The organism is Streptomyces sp. NPDC093085, assembly GCF_040683935.1.
Lineage (GTDB): Bacteria > Actinomycetota > Actinomycetes > Streptomycetales > Streptomycetaceae > Streptomyces.
Genome location: NZ_JBFBFB010000004.1, coordinates 290,568 through 306,455, shown reverse-complemented (window position 1 = coordinate 306,455; position 15,888 = coordinate 290,568). Strand labels below are relative to the sequence as shown.

At 74.4% G+C, this 15,888-nt stretch carries 8 protein-coding genes; 6 read left to right on the top strand and 2 right to left on the bottom strand.

The genetic code is table 11. The annotated features are described in order from the left end of the window. The first annotated feature begins 18 nt into the window (after window positions 1–18). From AB0O07_RS15035 to moeZ, 3 genes are all read left to right on the top strand, one after another. Window positions 19–999: an NAD-dependent epimerase/dehydratase gene (locus tag AB0O07_RS15035; protein ID WP_365632188.1), complete on the top strand. Its 981-nt coding sequence runs from the start codon at window positions 19–21 to the stop codon at window positions 997–999. Beyond that, window positions 987–1,964: a spherulation-specific family 4 protein gene (locus AB0O07_RS15030; protein ID WP_365632185.1), complete on the top strand. Its 978-nt coding sequence runs from the start codon at window positions 987–989 to the stop codon at window positions 1,962–1,964. Before AB0O07_RS15035 ends, AB0O07_RS15030 begins: the two co-directional genes overlap by 13 nt. A gap of 71 nt (window positions 1,965–2,035) precedes the next feature. Then, window positions 2,036–3,214 (top strand): adenylyltransferase/sulfurtransferase MoeZ, encoded by a 1,179-nt coding sequence (moeZ, locus tag AB0O07_RS15025; RefSeq protein WP_365632182.1) that lies wholly within the window; start codon window positions 2,036–2,038, stop codon window positions 3,212–3,214. Between the two features lie 125 nt (window positions 3,215–3,339). Here moeZ and AB0O07_RS15020 read toward each other — a convergent pair whose 3' ends face one another. Together AB0O07_RS15020 and AB0O07_RS15015 are read right to left on the bottom strand one after the other, a co-directional pair. Then, the gene (locus tag AB0O07_RS15020; protein ID WP_365632179.1) at window positions 3,340–4,986 is read right to left on the bottom strand and encodes an alpha/beta hydrolase; all 1,647 of its coding nucleotides are present in this window, start codon (window positions 4,984–4,986) and stop codon (window positions 3,340–3,342) included. An 80-nt stretch (window positions 4,987–5,066) separates the two neighbouring features. Further along, on the bottom strand, window positions 5,067–7,877 hold the full coding sequence (locus AB0O07_RS15015; protein ID WP_365632176.1) for a lysylphosphatidylglycerol synthase domain-containing protein: 2,811 nt from the start codon (window positions 7,875–7,877) through the stop codon (window positions 5,067–5,069). Between the two features lie 158 nt (window positions 7,878–8,035). Between AB0O07_RS15015 and AB0O07_RS15010 the strand changes: the two genes are divergently transcribed. The 3 genes from AB0O07_RS15010 (at window position 8,036) to AB0O07_RS15000 (ending at window position 15,877) form a co-directional block, all read left to right on the top strand. After that, window positions 8,036–8,458: an MGMT family protein gene (locus AB0O07_RS15010; RefSeq protein WP_365632173.1), complete on the top strand. Its 423-nt coding sequence runs from the start codon at window positions 8,036–8,038 to the stop codon at window positions 8,456–8,458. Window positions 8,459–8,824: 366 nt separating this feature from the next. Continuing rightward, on the top strand, window positions 8,825–12,271 hold the full coding sequence (locus tag AB0O07_RS15005; RefSeq protein ID WP_365632170.1) for an ATP-dependent DNA helicase: 3,447 nt from the start codon (window positions 8,825–8,827) through the stop codon (window positions 12,269–12,271). Window positions 12,272–12,316: 45 nt separating this feature from the next. Then, window positions 12,317–15,877, top strand: coding sequence for an ATP-dependent DNA helicase (locus AB0O07_RS15000; protein ID WP_365632167.1), 3,561 nt, complete (start codon window positions 12,317–12,319; stop codon window positions 15,875–15,877). The last annotated feature ends 11 nt before the right edge of the window (window positions 15,878–15,888 follow it).

Below are 15,888 nucleotides of genomic sequence, written 5' to 3'. Positions count from 1 at the left end.
GCACGGAGGGGCCGCGCGATGAGGGTCCTGCTCCTCGGTGCCAACGGGTTCCTCGGCCGCTTCGTGGCCGACCGGCTCCTCGCCGACCCCGCCGTCCACCTCACCGCCCTCGGCCGCGGCGACGACGCCGACGTACGGTTCGACCTCGCGACCGGCAGCCCCGGCGCGCTCACCCGGTTCCTGGACGCAGTCCACCCCGGGGTCGTCATCAACTGCGCCGGGGCCACCCGGGGCGGCGCCCGCGAACTCACCCGGCACAACACCGTCGCCGTCGCCACCGTCTGCGAGGCCCTGCGCCGCAGCGGCTGCGGCGCCCGCCTCGTCCAGCTCGGCTGCGCCTCCGAGTACGGCCCCTCCCAGCAGGGCTCCTCGACCGCCGAGGACGCCGTGCCCCGCCCCGGCGGCCCGTACGGCGTCTCCAAGCTCGCCGCCTCCGAACTGGTCCTCGGCTCCGACCTCGACGCCATCGTCCTGCGGGTCTTCTCGCCCGTGGGACCCGGCACCCCGGCGGGCTCCCCGCTCGGCCGGCTCGCCGAGGCCATGCGCCGCGCCATGCAGGCCGGCGACGGCGAGCTGAAGCTCGGCGGACTCGGCGCCCAGCGCGACTTCGTGGACGTACGCGACATCGCGCGCGCCGTGCACGCCGCCTCGCTCTCCGCGGCCCAGGGCATCGTCAACATCGGCACCGGCCGCGCCGTGAAGCTCAGGGACGCCGCCGCCGTGCTCGCCAGGGTCGCCGGGTTCCCGGGCGCCCTCAACGAACTCGACCTCCCCCAGGGCCCCCCGGGACCGCGCCCCGGCCACCCCGTCATCGGCGCCCCCCGCCCCGAGACGGTCGCCGAACACCTGGGCGCAGGACCCTTCCCGTACCCCGACGGCTGCGGCGCCTGGCAGCAGGCCGACGTACGGACCGCGCGCGACCGGCTCGGCTGGCGCCCCCGGATCAATCTGGAGGAGTCGCTCGCCGACATCTGGATGGAGGCGGCATGTCGTATCTGACCCCGGGCGCCCCGGGCGGTGGCCGCCGGGGCTCCCCCTTCCCGGCCCCCGGCAACGGCCTCTCCTCGCCCGCCGGGCTCACCCCGCCGGGTCTGTCCGGCGGCGCCCGCCCCGGGGCCGGTCGTACCGCCGCCGGGGCGGGCGCCCCCGGCCTCGGCGTCCCCGGCTACGCGCACCCGCTGGTCGCGCCCATGGAGTGGGCCGAGCTGACCCGCCCCGCCACCCCGCTCCACTGGGCCGTCCTCAATGTCGCGAACGGCCCCGGCAGCCGCCCCGACCCGCACTGCCTCGCCGCCGCGGGACGGCTCACCAACGCACGGCTGCGGGTCCTCGGCCACCTCGATCTCGCGTACGGCGGCCGGCCCCTCGCCGAGCTCGTCGCCGACGCCCGGCGCTTCCTCGACTGGTACCGGGTCGGCGGCTTCTACCTCGACCGCTGCCCGGCGGGCCGCGCCGAGCTGCCGCACGTACGGAGGGTCACCGCGACCCTGGAGACCCTGCTGGACGCCGGACCGGGCGGCGGCGGCCCGTACGGGAGCCGGAGCCGTCCGTACGACAGGGGCCCGTACGACAGCGGCCCCTACGACAGCGGCTCGTACGGCGGGAGCCCATACGGCGGGAGCCCGTACGACGGCGGGTACCTCGTCCTCGGGCACGGCATCCACCCGCACCCCGGATACGCGGCAGCCGCCGACCAGTTGGTCACCTTCTCCGGCCCCTGGAGCGACTACCGCTGGTCCCAGGCGGCGGCCTGGACCGCGGAGTACCCGCCGGAGCGCTTCGTCCACCTCGTCCACGGGGTGCCGCGCACCCATCTGGACGAGGCGCTCCGGATAGCCCGCTGGCAGGGCGCGGGGACGGTCTTCTTCACGGACCGGGGCGCGGGCGCGAATCGCCCGTTCGAGAACTTGCCCGGCTTCTGGGACGAATTCGTCTCGCGCATCGGACGAAGAGTCTTGGAATGAGGAGCGGCGTGGCAGTGTTACAGGGAGAACAACCTACTGAATGACCGGCCAATCCCTTAGTTGAGGTCCCTGTGTCGCTGCCACCCCTGGTCGAGCCCGCTGCCGACCTGACCGTCGACGAGGTCCGCAGGTACTCCCGTCATCTCATCATCCCGGATGTCGGGATGGACGGGCAGAAGCGGCTGAAGAACGCGAAGGTGCTCTGTGTGGGCGCCGGAGGTCTTGGTTCCCCCGCGCTGATGTATCTGGCCGCGGCCGGTGTCGGCACCCTCGGCATCGTGGAGTTCGACGAGGTCGACGAGTCGAACCTCCAGCGCCAGATCATTCACAGCCAGGCGGACATCGGCCGCTCCAAGGCCGAGTCCGCGCGCGACTCCGTGCTCGGCATCAACCCCTACGTCAACGTGATCCTCCACGAAGAGCGGCTCGAAGCCGAGAACGTGAAGGAGATCTTCTCGCAGTACGACCTGATCGTGGACGGCACGGACAACTTCGCCACCCGCTATCTGGTCAACGACGCCTGTGTGCTGCTGAACAAGCCGTACGTATGGGGCTCGATCTACCGCTTCGACGGCCAGGCCAGCGTCTTCTGGTCCGAGTACGGCCCCTGCTACCGCTGCCTCTACCCGGAGCCGCCGCCCCCCGGCATGGTCCCCTCCTGCGCCGAGGGCGGGGTGCTGGGCGTGCTCTGCGCGTCCATCGGCTCCATCCAGGTCACCGAGGCGATCAAGGTGCTGGCCGGCATCGGCGAGCCGCTGGTCGGCCGCCTGATGATCTACGACGCCCTGGAGATGCAGTACCGCCAGGTCAAGGTCCGCAAGGACCCCGACTGCGCGGTCTGCGGCGAGAACCCGACCGTGACCGAACTCATCGACTACGAGGCCTTCTGCGGCGTCGTCTCCGAGGAGGCCCAGGAGGCGGCGGCCGGCTCGACGATCACTCCCAAGCAGCTCAAGGAGTGGATCGACGACGGCGAGAACATCGAGATCATCGATGTCCGGGAGCCGAACGAGTACGAGATCGTCTCGATCCCCGGTGCCAAGCTGATCCCGAAGAACGAGTTCCTGATGGGCACCGCGCTCTCCGCCCTGCCGCAGGACAAGAAGATCGTCTTGCACTGCAAGACGGGTGTCCGCAGTGCGGAAGTCCTCGCGGTGCTCAAGTCCGCGGGCTTCTCGGACGCGGTCCATGTCGGCGGCGGGGTCATCGGCTGGGTCAACCAGATCGAGCCGGCGAAGCCGGTCTACTAGAGGGCTGCCGGAGCAGGGCGCGTCCGTACGGCCGGCTCGTAAGACGGTGTACGACGACAGGAGGGCCGGGCCGCCGGGGAGGCGGACCGGCCCCTCCGGCCGTATCTCCCCGTCGCCCCGCCCGCTCACGAACAGACGGTCCCCGCCGCGGGCACCTTCCCGTCCAGCAGATAGCCGTTCACGGCCTTCTGCACACAGGGGTCGCCGCTGTCGTACGAGCCGTGTCCCTGCCCGTGGTACGTCAGCTCCACCCCGACCCCCTTGCCCAGCGCCTTCGCCATCGCCCTGGCGCCCGCGTACGGGGTGGCCGGGTCGCCCGTGTTGCCGACGATCAGGATCGGCGCGGATCCCGGCGCGCTCACGGCCGGGGTGCTCCACTCGCCCTTCACCGGCCAGTGCGAGCAGCTCAGCAGCCCCCACCCGAGGAAGTCCCCGAAGACGGGCGACGCCTTGCGGAACTCCGGGAGCTTCGCCTTGGTCTGCGCGAGCGTGTAGCGCTCCTTGGAGTCCGCGCAGTTGACCGCCACGTTCGCCGCCTGGAGGTTGCTGTACCGGCCGTCCTGGTCGCGCCCGTTCATCGAGTCGGAGAGCGCCAGCAGCAGCGCGCCGCTGCCGCCGTCCGCCTCGTCCAGGCCCTGCTCCAGATAGGGCCAGAAGTCCTTCGAGTAGAGGGCCTGCGCGACGCCGTTGGTGGCCTGGGTCCCGGTGAGCTGCCGGTTGCCGATGCCCGCGATGGGCTTCTGCTGGATCCGGTCGAGCAGCTTGACGATGAACGACTGGATCTGCTGCGGCGTGGTGCCGGGCAGCCGGCAGGCGGAGCCGCGCGCCACACAGTCCTTCTCGAAGTTGTCCAGGGCGAGCTGGAACCCCTTCGCCTGGCCGAGCGAGCCCTGCTCCGCGTTCTGCGTCGGGTCCACGACGGCGTCGAAGACCGCGCGGCCGACGGACTTCGGGTACAGGTGGGCGTAGACGCCGCCCAGCTCGGTGCCGTACGAGATCCCGAAGTAGTGCAGCTTCTCGTCGCCGAGGACCTGCCGCATCAGCTCCATGTCGCGGGCGGCGTTGGCCGTGCCGACGTACGGGAGGATCCGGCCGGAGTTCTTCTCGCACGCCGCGGCGAACTCCTTGAGGCTCTTGGTGTACGCGCGCTCCTGGGCCGGGGTGGCGGGGGTGGCGTCCTGGGCGAAGTACGCGTCGAGCTGCCGGGCGTTCTCGCACTTCACGCCGTCGCTCTGGCCGACCCCGCGCGGGTCGAAGCTGACCAGGTCGTACCGGGAGCGCAGCTTCTCGTAGTCCTTGGCGAAGGCGGGCAGCCCGGTGATCCCGGAGCCGCCGGGGCCGCCGAAGTTGAAGACGAGCGACCCGATGCGCCGCTTGGTGTCCCGCGCGGGGGCGCGGATCAGGTCGATGTCGATGGTGGCGCCGCCGGGCTTCGCGTAGTCGAGCGGTGCCTTCATCGTGGCGCACTGCCAGGCGGTGCCGCCGGGCAGCGGCGAGGGCGCCGTACCGCCGCCCTGGGAGTCCGCCGGGGCCGGACACGCCTTCCAGTCCAGGCGCTGGCCGGTCAGCCTGTTCGGGGTGGCCGTGCCCGTGTCCGTACGCGCGCGCGTGCTTGACGGGTGGGCGTTCCCGCCGGCCGGGGTCCCGCGGGCGGCGTCCGGGCCGTCCCCCCGGCCGGGCCCGGCCGGGTCGGCGCATCCGGAGGCGGAGAGCAGGGCTACGGCGGTGACGGCGGCCAGGGTCGCGGACCGCCGTACGGAGGAGAGAGGCATGGGCCCATCGTGCGCCGGACCGGCCCGCACCGCGCGGGGCCACGGTCCATGCGGGTGGTGCCGGGCGCGGTGACGGGGGCCTACAGCGACCCCTTCCGGGTGAGGTGGCTGAAGCTCAGCCACCCCGGCAGCACCGGCAGCCAGAGCGTCAGCAGCCGGTAGAGCAGCACCGCGGGCGCCGCCACCTCCTTGGGGAGGCCGACCGCGAGCAGACCCAGCGTCAGCGCGCCCTCCACCGCGCCGACCCCGCCGGGGGTGGGCGCCGCCGAGCCCAGCGCGTTCCCGGCCAGGAAGACCACCGCGATGCTCGCATAGCTGAGCTGCTGGTTGCCGTTGTCGAAGGCCCGGATCGAGGCGTCCAGGCACATCACGAACACGCCGGTCAGCAGCAGCATCCCGCCGATGCCGGTGAGCAGCTTCAGCGGGCGCTGGAGCACGTCCAGCATGCGCGGCACCACCCCGGCGAAGAGCGAGCGCAGCCGCGTCGACACGAACTTCCGCAGGAACGGGATCGCGGTCACCACCAGCGCCAGGACGGCGACGGTCAGCAGCCCCGCGATCACCGTTCTGGACGGGGTGAGCGAGGCCGTCTTCTCCGTACCGGTGAGATAGCCGAAGGAGAGCAGCAGCAGGATGTGCGCCCCGAGCCCGAAGAGCTGCGAGGCGCCGACGCTCGCCACCGCGAGCCCCGGCCGTACCCCCGCGCGCTGGAGGAAGCGGGTGTTCAGCGCGACCCCGCCGACCGCCGCCGGCGCCACGATCTTCACGAAGGACCCGGCGACCTGCGCGAGGACCGTACGCCCGAACGGCACCCGCTCCGGTACGAAGCCGAGCAGGCTCATCGCCGCCGCCACATAGCTGAGCGCCGAGAACGCCAGCGCCGCCAGCACCCACCCCCAGTGCGCGTCGCTGACGACGGTGGAGAAGTCGACCTGGGTGAGCTGGGTGAGCAGGAAGTACCCGGCGACGGCCCCGGCGATGAAGCTGAACAGCGTACGCGGTTTGATCCGTTCCAGCCGGACCGGCTCGACCGGCGCCTGCGGTCTGATCAGCAGGACCTGACGGCGCATCTGGGAGAGCAGATCCTCCTCGCGTGCCTCGTCCAGCGCCTCGTCTATCGCCCGCTTCTCCGCCTGTTTCTCGGCGCGCAGCGACTTCCGCGCGGCCTTGCGGTCGCCGGTCTCGCCCTCGGCGGCATCCGCCGCTCTGGCCCGTTTGCCCGCCTCGGAGGCGGCGAGCACCGCCTCGCGCTCGCGCTGCGACCGCTCCCTGGCGAGCCTGCGCAGCGTCGCGCGCGAGGAGCGGCTGAGCGCGATCGGCTGGAGCAGCGGCAGCGAGTCGGCGATCGCGTCCGGGCCCAGCACCTCGACCGCCGCCGCCACCGAGCGCTCGGCGCCGACCCGCAGCCCCATGGTGGTGAGCATCTGCGCGGTGTCCATCCGCAGCACCAGATCGCTCGCCGCGATCTCGCCGCCGCGCAGCTCGGTGAGGATCACCTTTCCGCCGGCGTCCACCAGCAGCGCGTCCCCGGTGAGCCTGCGGTGCGCGATCCGCCGCGACTGGAGCGCCTTCACCTGCCGCCAGGCCTCCCGTACGAGCCCGTCGGTGATCTCCTCGTCCGGCAGCGAGTCCAGCGAACGGCCGCCCAGGTGCTCGTAGACGAGCATGACGGCGTCGGGGCCCAGCTCGGAGGTGGCGATCAGCTTGGGCGCGCTGGCCCCGGCGGCGATCGCCGCGTACGCGAGGAGCGCCTCCTGTTCGAGGGCCTGCCGCAGGGAGGGGATCGAGCTGCGGGTGGTGATGGAGCGCAGGGTGAGCTGGCGCCAGGCGCGATAGAAGAACCCCTGGGCCTGCTGTTCGCGGTCGACGACGGTGACGTCGAGCGGGGGGCCGTCCTCCAGGGTGACCAGATAGCGCCGTCCCCGGTCGCCCTGTTCGAGCGCGTCGGAGGTGTCCTCGGCGCGCGTCGCGTGGACGGGGCGGAACCCGACATGGCGGAGCCCTGCCATCAGGTTCTGCCCGGTCGGCCGCACGTTGGGCGAACCGACCGCGTAGAGCGTGCCGTACGCGACGGTCCAGCCGATCAGCACGGTCAGCATGATCGAGAACGGCGTGGTGTACCCGGCGACCAGCATCGCGAACGCGTCGAGCAGCAGCACCACCCAGAGGACCACCCGCCAGCGGGGTCTGCGGGCCATCCCCACGGCCGTCATGTACGCGATGACGGGGGCCAGATAGCCGTGCACGGGGTCGGTGAGCCCGGCCCCCGCCTGAGGCCGGGTCAGGGCCTCGGTGATCGAGTCGGGGGCCGCTCTGGCCACCCAGAGGTCGGTGGCGAGGGTGACCCCGTGGGCGAGGACGGCGGCGAGCACGCCGTCCGCGATCCGGAGCCCGTCGCGTTTGATCAGCCGCTCGATGGCGAACGCGACCGGCACGAGCAGCACGGCGATGCTGGAGACCAGCCCGGCCAGCTTGACGATCAGGTCGGGCGCCTGGCCGGTGCCCTTGCTGATGTCCTGTTCCAGGCCGGAGGTGGTGCCGTGGGCGAAGGCGGAGAGCCCGAGGAGCAGGGCGATGGCCCCGATCCCGATGAGCAGCCGCATGAGGTCGGAGGGACGGTGGACGCGGGCCGCGAGCAGCGGTTCGTCACCGGAGACCTGGTCGGGCTTGTCGGGCTGGTCCGGCTTGTCGGGCTGGTCGGGGGCGTCGCCCCGGCCGGCCGCCGGGTCCGCAGGGGGGCGGCTCCGCCCGACGAGTTCGGCGGGGGTGGCGCCGTCGGCCTCGGGCGCCTCGGGTGGCTCGGGCACCCTGGGCGCCTCGGGCGCGGAGCCGCCCGGGTCCGGGTCCGGGCGCGGCTCGGCGCCGGAGGTGTTCGCCGCGGGACGCCGCACGTTCCCCTCCTCCGCCGAATCCGTCTCTTCTTGATCTCGTATCACCAGTCACCGCCCGGACGATGGTGGCACGAGCATCCGACAGAGGGGGGCATCAGGGTGCATTGCGGGGGCATCGGGCGGTCCGGCTGTCGGTGCGGTGCGGCAGGATGGTCCGGATGAGGAGCAAGGAGCCCGAGGAGCCGCCGGAACTGCCCGAGCTGCCCGCGTACGCGGAACGGGTGCTGGACGTGGCCGAGCTGATCCCACCCGGTCGGGTGATGACGTACGGGGACATCGCCGAATGGCTCGGCGATGGCGGCCCGCGCCAGGTGGGCCGGGCGATGGCGCTCTACGGCTCGGCGGTGCCGTGGTGGCGGGTGGTCCGCTCCGACGGCGTACCGCTGCCGGGGCACGAACTCCGCGCCCTGGCCCGCTACCGGGAGGAGGGCACCCCGCTGCGCGAGGCGTCGCGGAGCACGGAGGGCCATATGCTCCGGCTCGACATGCGGCGGGCCCGGTGGGACGGCGGCGTTCCGGGCCCGGGCACGGACCCGGCCCCGGACACCGGACCGAGCGCGGACACCGGACCGGACGCGTGACCCCGTACGGGCGCGGGCGAAGTTGCTCACAGAGGACAGCTTCCGCCATCGGGGCGTACGGCGGGCGGTCCGGCGTCCGGGCCACCCGCCGTACGGATGACCCCACGGGGCCCGGAGAGCGCCGCACACCAGGGCAGATGGTGCGAAAGGAAGAGAAAGTTCCGGGAGGGACGGGAGAGGGGCCCGTGACGAGAGTGACGAAACCGATATCTGCGACGGACGCCACCCCGGACCGTCCGCTTCCGGGGCACCGGACGGCGTAGCGTCGGCGGGACGCGCCCCGGCCGCCCCCCGGGTCCGTGAGCGCCACGCGCGCCCCCCAGCACCCCCGCACCTCCTCATCTCCTCCAGGACCGGCGAGACCACGTGAGTTCCTTCCCCTCCACCGGACGCACCCCGCACCGCGGGGTGCGGCAGCGGCCCCCGGGCGGGTACCGGCTGCTGCGCACGCCGCCCGCCCCGGTGGACCCCCCTGTGCTGGACGCGGCCCAGCGCGCCGTGGTTGACCACGGGACGGGGCCGCTGCTGGTGCTCGCGGGGCCCGGCACCGGCAAGACGACGACGCTGGTCGAGTCGGTCGCCGAGCGGGTCGCCCGGGGCGCGGACCCGGAGCGGATCCTGGTGCTCACCTTCAGCCGCAAGGCGGCGGTGGAGCTGCGCGACCGCATGGCGGTACGGCTGGGCGGGACCCGGGCCCCGCAGGCCACCACGTTCCACTCGTTCTCCTACGCCCTGATCCGCGCCCACCAGGAGGCCGACCTCTTCACCGAGCCGCTGCGGCTGCTCTCCGGGCCCGAGCAGGACGTGGCCGTACGCGACCTCCTCGCCGGTGAGATCGAGCTGGCCAGGGACGGCCGGGGGCGGGTCCGCTGGCCCGACGAGCTGCGGGCCTGCCTGACCACGCGGGGCTTCGCCGACGAGGTGCGCGCGGTGCTCGCCCGCAGCCGCGAACTGGGCCTCGGGCCGCGCGCGCTGGCCGTCTTCGCCCGCCGTACCGGCCGCCCCGACTGGTCGGCCGCCGCGGCCTTCCTCGCCGAGTACCTGGACGTCCTGGACATGCAGGGCGTGCTCGACTACGCGGAACTGGTGCACCGCGCGGTGCTGCTCGCCCGCTCCCCGGAGGTCGCGCGGAGGCTCCGGGAGCGGTACGACGCGGTGTTCGTCGACGAGTACCAGGACACCGACCCGGCGCAGGTACGGCTGCTGGGCGCACTCGCGGGCGGGGGGCGCACGCTGGTGGCCTTCGGCGACCCGGATCAGTCGATCTACGCCTTCCGGGGCGCCGACATCAACGGCATCCTCGACTTCCCGTACGCCTTTCCCCGTACGGACGGCACCCCGGCCCCCGTCGGGGTCCTGACCACCTCACGCCGCTCGGGCGCGGCGCTCCTGGCGGCCACCCGGCTGCTGACCCGCCGCATGCCGCTGAACCGGCTGCCGGCCGAGCGGGTACGGGTCCACCGCGACCTGGCGGCGGTACGGGGCGGGGGCCGCGTCGAGGCGTACACCTTCCCGACCCCGTCCACGGAGCTGGACAACGTCGCCGACATCCTGCGCAGGGCGCACCTGGAGGACGGCGTTCCGTGGCACGACATGGCGGTGCTGGTCCGCGCGGGCGGCCGGACGATCCCCGCCATCCGCCGCGCCCTGACCTCGGCGGGCGTCCCCCTGGAGGTCGACGGCGACGACGTACCCCTGCGCCACGAACCGGCGGTGGCCCCGCTGCTGACGGCGCTACGGGCGGTGGCGAGGGCGTCGGCCCCGGAACTCTTGGGCACGTCGGCGGTTTCCGCCCCGGAGGCCCCGGAGGCCCCGGAGGCCCCGGAGGCCCTGGAGGCCCTGGAGGCCCCGGAAACCCCGGAGGCCCCCGAAGCCCTGGAAGCCCCGGAGGCCCCCGAAGCCCCCGAAGGCGCGCCGCACCCCGGCCCCACGCCCGCCCCCTGGCTGGACGTCGAGACCGCGCTCGCCCTCCTCACCTCCCCCCTCGGCGGGATGGACGCCGCCGATCTGCGCCGCCTGGGCCGGGCCCTGCGGGACGAGGAGCGGATGGCCGGGAACCGGATCCCGGCCGCCTCCGACGTGCTGCTGGCCCGCGCCCTCGCGGAGCCCGAGCGGCTGGTGGCCCACGACCCGGCGTACGCCAGGGGCGCGCAGCGGCTCGGCGCGCTGCTGCGCAAGGCGCGCGAGCTGCTCGCGGGCGGCGGCACCGCCGAGGAGGCGCTCTGGGAGCTGTGGGACGGCACCTCCTGGCCCGGCCGGCTCCAGCGCGCCGCCCTGCGCGGCGGGGCCGGCGGCCGGAACGCGGACCGCGACCTCGACGCCGTATGCGCCCTGTTCGACGCCGCCGCCCGGGCCGAGGAGCGCTCCGGCGGCCGGGGCGCGCTCAACTTCCTGGAGGAGCTGGACGCGCAGGACATCGCCGCCGACACGCTCAGCCGCCGCGCCGTACGCCCCGACGCCGTACGGCTGATGACGGCGCACCGCGCCAAGGGGCTCGCCTGGGGCCTGGTGGTCGTCGCGGGCGTCCAGGAGGGCCTCTGGCCCGATCTGCGGCGCCGGGGCTCGCTCCTGGAGGCGGACCGGATCGGCCGCGACGGGCTCGCGGAACCCCTCACTCCGGGGGCTCTCCTCACCGAGGAGCGCCGCCTCTTCTACGTGGCGGCGACCCGCGCCAGGGACCGGCTCGTCGTCACCGCGGTCAAGGCGGCGGCCGACGACGGCGACCAGCCCTCCCGCTTCCTCACCGAACTCGGCGTCGAGCCCCGGGACATCACCGGGCGCCCGCGCCGCCCGCTCGCCGTCGCCGCGCTCGTCGCCGAACTCCGCGCCACCACCGTCGACCCGGCCGCCTCCCCGGGGCTGCGGGACGCCGCCGCGCGCCGGCTCGCCCGGCTCGCCGCCCTCGGCGACGAGGAGGGCCAGGCGCTGGTGCCGGCGGCCCATCCCGACCGCTGGTGGGGGCTGTACGAGCCGACCCGCAGCGCGGTGCCCCTGCGCGACCGGGAGCAGCCCGTGGCGCTCTCGGGCAGCGCGCTGGACCAACTGGCCAACACCTGCGCCCTCCAGTGGTTCCTGGGCCGCGAGGTGAAGGCGGACGCGCCCGCCACCGCGGCGCAGGGGTTCGGCAACGTCGTCCATGTGCTCGCCGACGAGGTGGCCTCCGGCCGTACCCCCGCCGATCTCGCCGTCCTCATGGAACGCCTCGACTCCGTATGGGACGCCCTCGCCTTCGACGCCCCCTGGAAGTCGCGGCAGGAGAAGGAGCAGGCCCGGGTCGCCCTCGAACGCTTCCTGCGCTGGCACGTCACCGACCGGGGCGGACGCTCCCCGGCCGCCACCGAGCACGGCTTCGACGTGACCCTCGAAGCGGGCGACTACGAGGTGCGTATCAGGGGCTCCATGGACCGCGTCGAGCAGGACACCGAAGGACACGCCTATGTCGTCGACTTCAAGACCGGCAGACAGACCCCGTCGAAGGACGAGGTCGCCCACCACCCCCAGCTCGCCGTCTACCAGCTCGCCGTCCGCGAAGGAGCCCTGGACGAGGTCTTCGACGGCCACCGCCCCGCCCCGGGCGGCGCCGAACTCGTCCACCTCCGCCAGCCCGCCCCGAAAAAGGAGGGCGGCGACACCCTCCCCCGGATCCAGGCCCAGCAGCCGCTCACGGGCGAGTGGGTCGGCGACCTCCTCACCACGGCGGCCGGCCGCGTCCTCGACGAACGCTTCACCCCCACCACGGGCACCCACTGCGCCCACTGCGCCTTCCGGGCCTCGTGCAGCGCCCGGCCGGAGGGCCGCCAGGTCGTGGAGTGAGAACACCGGAGCGGCGTTGTCAGTGGTGCCGGATAGCCTTCCGAGGTGTCCGTACATCTCACCGATCCCGAGCAGCTCAAGGAGCTGCTGGGCATCCCCTTCACCCCGGAGCAGACGGCGTGTATCACCGCGCCGCCCGCGCCGCAGGTCATCGTGGCCGGGGCCGGGTCGGGGAAGACGACCGTCATGGCCGCGCGGGTGGTCTGGCTGGTGGGGAGCGGGCAGGTCGCGCCCGAGCAGGTGCTCGGGCTCACGTTCACCAACAAGGCAGCCGGTGAGCTGGCCGAGCGCGTCCGCAAGGCGCTGGTACGGGCCGGGGTCACCGACCCGGACGCGCTGCCCGGGACCGGTGGCGGCCCCGCGACCGGCAGCGGTTCCGGCGGCTCCGGGGACGAGCAGGTGCCCGGGGAGCCGCGTATCTCCACGTACCACGCCTTCGCCGGGCGGCTGCTCACCGACCACGGGCTCCGCATCGGCCTGGAGCCCAGCGTCCGGCTCCTCGCCGACGCCACCCGCTACCAGCTCGCCGCCCGCGTCCTGCGGGAGGCCCCGGGGCCGTACCCGGCGCTCACCAAATCCCTCCCCGCCCTCGTCGGCGACGTGCTCGCGCTCGACGCCGAGCTGGCCGAACACCTCGTCACCCCCGGCCGCCTCGGCGCGTACGACACCGAACTCCTGCACACCCTCAGCGGCACCCGGCTCTCCAACGCCGACCTGCGCAAGGTCCCCGAGACCGCCACCGCCCGCCGGGAGCTCCTCGACCTCGTCGGGCGGTACCGCGCCGCCAAGCGCGCCCGCGACCTCCTCGACTTCGGCGACCAGATCGCCCTCTCCGCCGAACTCGCCACCACCAGGCCCGAGGTCGGCGCCCTGCTCAGGGACGAGTTCCGCGTCGTCCTCCTCGACGAGTACCAGGACACCTCCGTCGCCCAGCGGCTCCTGCTCTCCGGGCTCTTCGGCGGCGGCACCGGCCACGCCGTGACCGCCGTCGGCGACCCCTGCCAGGCCATCTACGGCTGGCGCGGCGCCTCCGTGGCCAACCTGGACGACTTCCCCGCCCACTTCCCCGCCGCCGACGGAGCCCCCGCCACCCGCTTCTCCCTCAGCGAGAACCGGCGCAGCGGCGGACGCCTCCTCGACCTCGCCAACACCCTCGCCACGCCCCTGCGCGCGATGCACGAGGGCGTCGAGGCGCTGCGCCCCGCCCCCGGCGCCGAGCGCGACGGCACCGTACGGTGCGCCCTCCTGCCCACCCACGCCGAGGAGACCGCCTGGCTCGCCGACTCCATCGCCCACCTCGTCCGCACCGGCAAGGAGCCCGGCGAGATCGCCGTCCTCTGCCGTACGGCGGGCGACTTCCCCGAGATCCAGGGCGCGCTGGTGGCCCGCGACATCCCCGTCGAGGTCGTCGGCCTGTCGGGGCTGCTCCACCTCCCCGAGGTCGCCGACCTCGTCGCCGTCTGCGAGGTCCTCCAGGACCCGGGCGCCAACGCCTCCCTCGTACGCCTCCTCACCGGCCCCCGCTGGCGCATCGGCCCGCGCGACCTCGCCCTGCTCGGCCGCCGCGCCCGGCTCCTCGTCCACCACGCCCCGGCCGACGGTACGGAGAGCGCGGCGGATGCCATGGACGCCCGGCTCGCGGCGGCCGTCGAGGGCACCGACCCGGCCGAGGTGATCTCCCTCGCCGACGCCCTCGACACCTTCCTCGACCCGGCCGGCGCCCCCGACGACCAGCTCCCCTTCTCCACCGCCGCCCGCGTCCGCTTCGCCCGGCTCGCCACCGAACTCCGCGATCTGCGCCGCTCGCTCGCCGACCCCCTCATGGACGTGCTCCACCGGGTCCTGGCCACCACCGGCCTGGAGGTCGAACTCTCCGCCTCCCCGCACGCCCTCGCCGCCCGCCGCCGCGAGACCCTCGCCAACTTCCTCGACACGGCGGCCTCCTTCGCCGCGCTCGACGGGGAGGCCGGACTCCTCGCCTTCCTCGCCTTCCTCCGTACCGCCGCGCAGTACGAGAAGGGCCTGGACAACGCGCTCCCGGGCGGCGAGAACACGGTCAAGGTGCTCACCGCCCACAAGTCCAAGGGCCTGGAGTGGGATGTCGTCGCCGTCCCCGGGCTGGTGACCGGGCAGTTCCCGAACACCCGGGCCCGTGAGGCGTGGACGGCCCAGCCGAAGGTCCTGCCGCACGCGCTGCGCGGCGACGCGCCGACGCTCCCCGAGGTCCCCCGCTGGGACGCGAAGGGCCTCACGTCCTTCAAGGAGGAGATGAAGGCACACCAGCGCACGGAGGAACTCCGCCTGGGGTACGTGACCTTCACCCGCCCCCGCTCCCTGCTCCTCGGCTCGGGCCACTGGTGGGGCCCCACCCAGAAGCGCACGCGGGGGCCGTCGGATTTCCTGTACGCGCTGTACGAGCACTGCGCGGCGGGGTACGGCGAGATCGAGGCCTGGGCGGCGGAGCCGGAGGAGGGCGCGGAGAACCCGTCCCTGGCCGCCGGGACCACCCCGCACCCCTGGCCGCTCCCCCTGGACCCGGAGTCCCTGGCCCGGCGGCAGGCGGCGGCGGAGACGGTGCGGGCGTATCTGGCGGAGCCTCGGGGGGCGGAGCCGGAGGTCCCGGAGAGCGCCTCCGTCCCGTCGCCCCGGCGCCCGGGCGGGGACGGCGGGAGCGGCCCGGACGGCGGGAGCGGCCAGGGCGGCCCCGGGGCCGAGGAAGCACCGACCCCCGAGGAGGCCCGTACGCTCGCCTCCTGGGACCGTGACCTCGACGCGCTCGCCGGGGAGCTCGCCCGCGCCCGCGCCACCGTCCGCGAGGTCCCCGTACCGCACTCCCTCACCGCCTCCCAGCTCCTGCGGCTCGCCGCCGACCCCGACGGCTTCGCCGAGGAGCTGGCCCGCCCCATGCCCCGGCCCCCGCAGCCCGCCGCGCGCCGGGGCACCCGGTTCCACGCCTGGGTGGAGTCCCGGTTCGAGGAGCTGCCCCTCCCGATGCTCGGCCCCGACGAGCTGCCCGGCGGCCACGAGGACGAACCGGAGATCGCCGACGAGCGGGACCTGGCCGCCCTGAAAGAGGCGTTCGAACGCACCCCGTACGCCCGCCGCACCCCGTACCGCGTGGAGGCACCGTTCCACCTCACCCTCGCCGGCCGGGTGATCCGGGGCCGTATCGACGCCGTCTACCGCACCCCCGTCGCGCCCCCGGCAGACGGCGACCCGGGCGAGGCGGACCCGGGCCGGGCGGACACCGCGGGGCCCGGGGCACCGCCGGCCGGGGGCGGCGCGTACACGTACGAGATCGTGGACTGGAAGACCAGCCGCACCCGTACCGCCGACCCGCTCCAGCTCGCCGTCTACCGCCTCGCCTGGGCCGAGCAGCACGGCATCCCGCCCGAGGACGTGACGGCCACGTTCCTGTACGTACGGACCGGGGAGGCCGTCCGCCCCCAGCGGCTGCCCGGCCGCCCCGAGCTGGAACGGCTGCTCACCGCGGACAAGGAAGCCGGGACGGACGAAACGGACAGCGCGGACGTCATGGACGCCCCTTACGTCATCGACGACGGGCGGAGCGCCCGCGACACACCCACAAACGGGCGATCTTCGTGACGGACAGCCGA

What these genes read in the sequence shown, in the direction of transcription:
- AB0O07_RS15010 (WP_365632173.1), top strand. Translation starts at nt 8,036, where the DNA reads ATGAGGAGCAAGGAGCCCGAGGAGCCGCCGGAACTGCCCGAGCTGCCC.
- AB0O07_RS15030 (WP_365632185.1), top strand. Translation starts at nt 987, where the DNA reads ATGTCGTATCTGACCCCGGGCGCCCCGGGCGGTGGCCGCCGGGGCTCC.
- AB0O07_RS15035 (WP_365632188.1), top strand. Translation starts at nt 19, where the DNA reads ATGAGGGTCCTGCTCCTCGGTGCCAACGGGTTCCTCGGCCGCTTCGTG.
- AB0O07_RS15020 (WP_365632179.1), bottom strand. Translation starts at nt 4,986, where the DNA reads ATGCCTCTCTCCTCCGTACGGCGGTCCGCGACCCTGGCCGCCGTCACC.